A 5,758-nucleotide genomic window follows, 5' to 3' on the forward strand; every position below is an offset into this window, starting at 1 on the left:
ACCTTAAAGCATATTTATTTACACCATTTATTATAACAAAACCTTAATATTTTTTATAAAAATAAAAGTCAAGAAATATTATTACATAAAGTTGACAAAAATTAAAATCTCTTTATAAATTTATAACTAATAGGAAAGGCAAAGAAATTTATAAGAAATAATGAAAATTCTAATACAAAGAGTTAAGAAGGCATCGGTTACTATTGAGGGAAAATTAATCTCTAAAATTGGAAAAGGCCTATTGATTTTTCTTGGTATTGCAAGTAATGACAGTATTGTTCAAATTGAATATTTAGCAAAAAAATGCGTAAATCTTCGTATTTTCGAAAATGAAGGTGGCAAGATGAATCTAAGCGTGAAAGATATTGAAGGTGAAATATTACTCATTTCCCAGTTTACTTTGTGTGCTAATTGCAAAAAAGGTAATCGCCCCAGTTTCACTGATTCTGCAAAACCAGAGATTGCAGAAAAATTATACCAAGAATTTGCTGAAGAACTAACGAAAAATGGTATTAAGCCAAAGTTGGGAATTTTTGGCGCTTTGATGGAAGTTGAATTAGTGAATTTAGGACCTGCAACATTTATGCTGGAAAGATAAATCACAACTGTGAACACAGAGTTGATCGTTTCTAACATACAAAGAGCACAAAAAAAATAATTTTTCCCTCTTTATGCTTTTTTGGTCTTTGTGGTTAAATTATTCTATCTCTGTGACTCTGTGACTATCTTCAAATGCCAAAATCTTGACAGCAAAAAATACAAAAGGAAATTACCAACTCTAATGTATAAAAATAGATATCTTTTTGAAATCGGTGTAGAAGAATTACCAACTTCTTATATCCAACCAGCAATTGAGTTTATAACTAACTACTTTGATAACCAACTTCATAATCATATGATAGGATTTGAAAGTATTGAAAAATATTCAACTCCAAGAAGATTAGCTTTAATAATAAATGGACTGTCTATATGCCAGAAAGATATCAAGAAAGAAATAATTGGACCACCCAAAAAGATTGCTTATGATTCTGATGGAAATCTGAATAAAGTTGGTCTGGGGTTCTTAAAAAAACAAGGACTTTCAAAAAAAGATATTGTTATAAAAAAATTAAAAAGGGGCGAATATTTAACTTCAATAAAAGTAGTTAAAGGAAAAACAACAACTGAAATCCTGAAACAAATATCTATTGATATGATTGGTGAAATTCCATTTCCCAAGACAATGCGATGGCAGGAAAATGGTATATCTTTTGCAAGACCTATCCGCTGGATTGTTGCATTATATAATAACAATATTCTTGATGTCCAAATTAGCGATGTAAAAAGCAGTTATTTTACATTTGGAAATAGATTTGAAAAGATACACAATAAAATTAAAATTAAAAATATTGATGATTATCAACCTGAATTAGAAAACCATTTCGTAATTCCTGATAGAGAAGAGAGAAAGAAACTAATTATAAAGCAATTATATGAAACCGCAAATAAAGTTAACGGGGTTCCAGTAAAAGATTTTCAACTGATTGAAACTGTAACAGATCTGGTGGAATTTCCTTCTCCAATTTTGGGAAGATTTGATGAAAGTTTTCTAACACTTCCGCGTGAAGTGCTTATTACAACTCTCTCTGAAATCAAAAGATGCTTTTCTGTGTCAAATGAAAAAGGAAAATTGATTCCGTATTTTATCTGTCTCTGCAATAGCAACCCAAAAACTATTGATAAGGTCAGATACGGCTACGAAAGAGTTATAAATGCCCGTTTTACGGATGCAAAATTCTATTTTGAAACAGATAAGAAAACTAAACTTATAGACCGGGTTGAAAACCTAAAGAAAATAACTTTCCAGAAAGAGTTGGGCACTCTATTTGACAAAATTGAGCGAATGCAAGAACCTGCAAAATATCTATCTAAAGAGCTTAATTGCGATGTTGATAATATAAACAGAGCCATCCTTCTTTCTAAAACAGACTTAACAACTTTGATGCTTGGCGAAAAAGAATATACAAAACTCCAGGGTTTTATGGGATGGCAATATGCCTTGAATGATGGAGAAGATAAACAAGTGGCAAAAGCAATTTTTGAACAATATCTGCCAAGATACAAAGACGATATTCTGCCTGAAACACAAACCGGTACGGTCTTATCTTTAGTTGATAAAATGGACACAATTTGTGGATGCTTTGCAATTGGGCTTATTCCTACCGGTTCTTATGACCCTCTTGGTTTGAGAAGAGCCGGAAATGGCATTATTAAAATTTTGGATAAAAACAATTTATCAATCAATCTAAAAGTTTTAATTGATAAAAGCTTGCAATCTTTTAAATCTATAATAAAAGTAAATAGAAATACAGAATCACAAATAATACTTTTCTTCAGCCAAAGAATCAAGAATCATTTAGAAAATTATAAGATTGACTATGATGTTGTAGACGCAGTTATGTCAATTGGATTTTTTGATATACCTGATTTAATTATTAGAGCAAAAAAACTGCAGATTTTTAAATCTCATGAAGATTTTCGTAAACTTATTATTGGATTTAAAAGAGTGTCTAATATACTATCAGATTCCGAATATGAAGCAGATTTGGATGTAAAACTGTTTCAAGAAAAGGAAGAAAAGAAACTCTATCAAAAGGTAATGCAGATAGCTCCTGAGTATGAAAGAAGTGTTGCTGAAAAAAACTATCAAAAGAGCCTTGATTTATTAGTTTTGCTGAAAGATGACATTGATGCCTTTTTTGATAATGTTATGGTAATGGTTGAAGATAAAAAAATACGAGAAAATAGGATGGCATTGCTAAGGATGATTAATAAAAATTTCTTAAAAACTGCAGATTTGTCAAAAATAGTTTACGAAATTTAATTAGTTGAAATGGTTGAACTGGTTGAATCGGTTGAATTGGTTGAACTAATTATGGAGAACTAAGAATGGCAATAAATATTTCTCATAGAGCAAAAGCGATTAATCCTTCACCAACATTAACAGTTTCTTCTTTAGCAAAAAGGATGCAGGCTAATGGAATTGATGTAATAAATTTTGGTGTAGGAGAACCTGATTTCAATACTCCAGATTATATCAAAGAATCAGCAAAAAAAGCAATAGATGATAATTTTACAAGATACACAGCCTCTGCTGGAATTCTTGAATTGAGAGAGGCAATTTCTACAAAATTCAAGAAAGATAATAATCTAAATTACAACCCAGAAGATATTCTGGTTTCGCCTGGAGCTAAGGCTGCAATCGTATTTATCTTAATGGCTGTTTGTGACCCCAGAGATGAGGTTTTAATCCCATGCCCATACTGGGTAAGCTACACTTCTCAGGTAGAAATGGTTGACGCCTTTCCTGTTCTTTTGCATACAAATATGTCCTGTAATTTTAAAATAAACACACAACAGCTTGAAGAAACTATACTTTCTCTCAGCAATCCTAAAGCCCTTATTTTAAACTCTCCCAACAATCCGACCGGTACGATTTATAATAAAAAGGATTTAAAAAAAATTGCTGAAGTTTGTCTTAAGCATAATATTCTAATAATTTCTGATGAAATCTATGAGAAGCTTATTTATGATGGAGCACAGCATGTTTCAATTGCTTCCATTTCTGATGAAATTTTTAAAATTACTGTCGTGATAAATGGAATTTCAAAAGCTTATGCAATGACAGGCTGGAGACTTGGTTATGCAGCGGGTCCCACAGAAATTATTAAGCGAGCAAGTCGTATACAGAGCCATATTACTTCCTGCGTTAATTCTATAACTCAAAAAGCTGCTGTTACTGCTCTATTAGAAAATGATGGAAGTATTGAAATGATGAGAGAAACATTTGAAAAACGAAGAAATTATTTAGTAAATGAACTAAATCAAATCCCACATATTAAATGTATTATGCCAAAAGGGGCATTTTATGCAATGCCAAATATTTCTTATTATCTAAATAATTCCCAAATAAAAAATTCTGTAGATTTGTGCCAATATCTGCTGAAAGATTATCATGTTGCTGTTGTTCCAGGTTCTGCCTTTGGTGTGGATAATTATGTCCGCTTTTCCTATGCGAATTCAATTGATAATATAAAGGAAGGAGTGAAGCGATTTGCAGATGGCTTGAAAAATCTATTATAAACTAAGAAATGAGATAAAATATAAGATTTTTTTTAATTATATGAAGCATTCATGTCCCGATTCATCGGGATACAAAGGAGAATGAAAATTATATTTGATTTGGAGTCGGCAAGTCTCTTGCCGAATTCAGCCGAGAGACTCGGCTACTCCATATAATATTAACAACGATTTTCATATGAAACATTTAGAATTCGGCGACGAGTGGAAAAGAAGGAGAGAAAGACGAAACAAAGAACTGTCTTCTTTCTGGAAATTATTGCTCAGGATTATTATCTTAATTGTTGTTATCTTGCTTGTAAAATTTTTTTCAAGCGGAGGTCCAGATAAATTGTTTAAATGGCTTACAGAATCAAAAGAACCTAAAACAGAAATAATCATAAATGAGGAAAAATGAGTCTTCTAATCATCGGTTCAATCGCATTAGACACTGTTCAAAACAGATTTGGTAAGGTAAGAGATGCACTTGGAGGTTCTGCAGTTTATGCCTCTTTAGCAGCAAGCTACTTCTGTAAAAATGTTTCAATCGTGGGTATTGTTGGGACTGATTTTCCCAAAGAAAATATCAAACTATTAAAGAATAAAGGTATAGATACATGTGGATTAGAAATAGCTGATGGCAAAACTTTTCGTTGGGAAGGAAAATATGAAAACCTTAATGAAGCAATTACTTTAAAAACCTCATTAAATGTTTTCGCAAACTTCTCCCCCAAAATACCTGATAATTTTAGTTCGTGTGAATATCTCTTTTTAGGCAATATTGACCCAGAATTACAAATAAGCATCTTAAGCCAGATGAAAATGCCGAAAATAATTGCAGCGGATACAATGAATTTCTGGATTGAAGGAAAAAATAAATCCTTAAAAAAGTTATTAAAAATGATAGATATACTATTCATTAATGAAGAAGAGATAAGAATGCTTACTGGCGAGAGTTATATCTTTGATGCTGCAGAAAAAGTTTTACAGATGGGTCTAAAACTCATTATTATAAAACAAGGAGAATATGGCTCCATTGCGATTACAAAAAACAATCTTTTCTTTGCACCTATTTTCCCTGTTCAAAAAGTGGTTGATCCAACAGGTGCGGGAGATTGCTTTGCAGGAGGATTTATGGGATATATTGCTTCACAAAATAACATTAATTATGAAACATTAAAAAGAGCTACAATTTATGGAACAATTACATCTTCTTTCAATATAGAGGGCTTCAGTGTTGAAATCATAAAAAGTATCAATAGAATGCAGATAGATAATCGGTATAATATTCTAAAAAAATATACTCAATTCAGCTGATTATTACTATAAAATGAAAATGAAATATAAAAATTCTGCGTATGCTATAGATGGACTTTGTATGATTGCATTTGAGAACAAGATTGATTCGGAAAAAATTGTTACAAAAACAGATGCTATTAAAATTGGAAAAATCAAAAGAGGCTTACCAAAAATTGTTATAAGTTATTATCCCACAAACTAATTACTAATGATAAATGACCAATGACTAATTCATGGCGCTTTATCATCTCTGGCAAAATGGCTCCAGCAGAAAATATGGCAATAGATGAAGCTATTCTGCTGGGAGTCTTAAAAGGTGTTTCACCACAAACTATCAGAGTTTATGATTGGGACCCTCCAA

General features: G+C 31.5%; 6 protein-coding genes. All 6 read left to right on the forward strand.

Annotation, left to right across the window (positions count from 1 at the left end; translation table 11 throughout):
• Positions 1 to 160: 160 nt before the first annotated feature.
• The 6 genes from dtd to U9R23_05285 all read left to right on the forward strand — a co-directional run bounded on the left by dtd (position 161) and on the right by U9R23_05285 (position 5,599).
• The gene (gene dtd, locus U9R23_05260) at positions 161 to 598 is read left to right on the forward strand and encodes a D-aminoacyl-tRNA deacylase (protein MEA3475829.1); all 438 of its coding nucleotides are present in this window, start codon (positions 161 to 163) and stop codon (positions 596 to 598) included.
• A gap of 183 nt (positions 599 to 781) precedes the next feature.
• Entirely contained in the window at positions 782 to 2,863 is a 2,082-nt protein-coding gene (gene glyS, locus U9R23_05265; protein MEA3475830.1) for a glycine--tRNA ligase subunit beta, read from the forward strand.
• A 65-nt stretch (positions 2,864 to 2,928) separates the two neighbouring features.
• On the forward strand, positions 2,929 to 4,122 hold the full coding sequence (locus U9R23_05270) for a pyridoxal phosphate-dependent aminotransferase (GenBank protein ID MEA3475831.1): 1,194 nt from the start codon (positions 2,929 to 2,931) through the stop codon (positions 4,120 to 4,122).
• Positions 4,123 to 4,297: 175 nt separating this feature from the next.
• The gene (locus U9R23_05275; protein ID MEA3475832.1) at positions 4,298 to 4,516 is read left to right on the forward strand and encodes a hypothetical protein; all 219 of its coding nucleotides are present in this window, start codon (positions 4,298 to 4,300) and stop codon (positions 4,514 to 4,516) included.
• Positions 4,513 to 5,415 (forward strand): PfkB family carbohydrate kinase, encoded by a 903-nt coding sequence (locus U9R23_05280; GenBank protein MEA3475833.1) that lies wholly within the window; start codon positions 4,513 to 4,515, stop codon positions 5,413 to 5,415. Before U9R23_05275 ends, U9R23_05280 begins: the two co-directional genes overlap by 4 nt.
• A 13-nt stretch (positions 5,416 to 5,428) precedes the next feature.
• A complete protein-coding gene (locus U9R23_05285; protein MEA3475834.1) occupies positions 5,429 to 5,599 on the forward strand; it encodes a hypothetical protein in 171 nt (56 codons plus the stop codon).
• The last annotated feature ends 159 nt before the right edge of the window (positions 5,600 to 5,758 follow it).

The organism is Candidatus Cloacimonadota bacterium, assembly GCA_034722995.1.
GTDB lineage: Bacteria > Cloacimonadota > Cloacimonadia > JGIOTU-2 > JGIOTU-2 > JAGMCF01.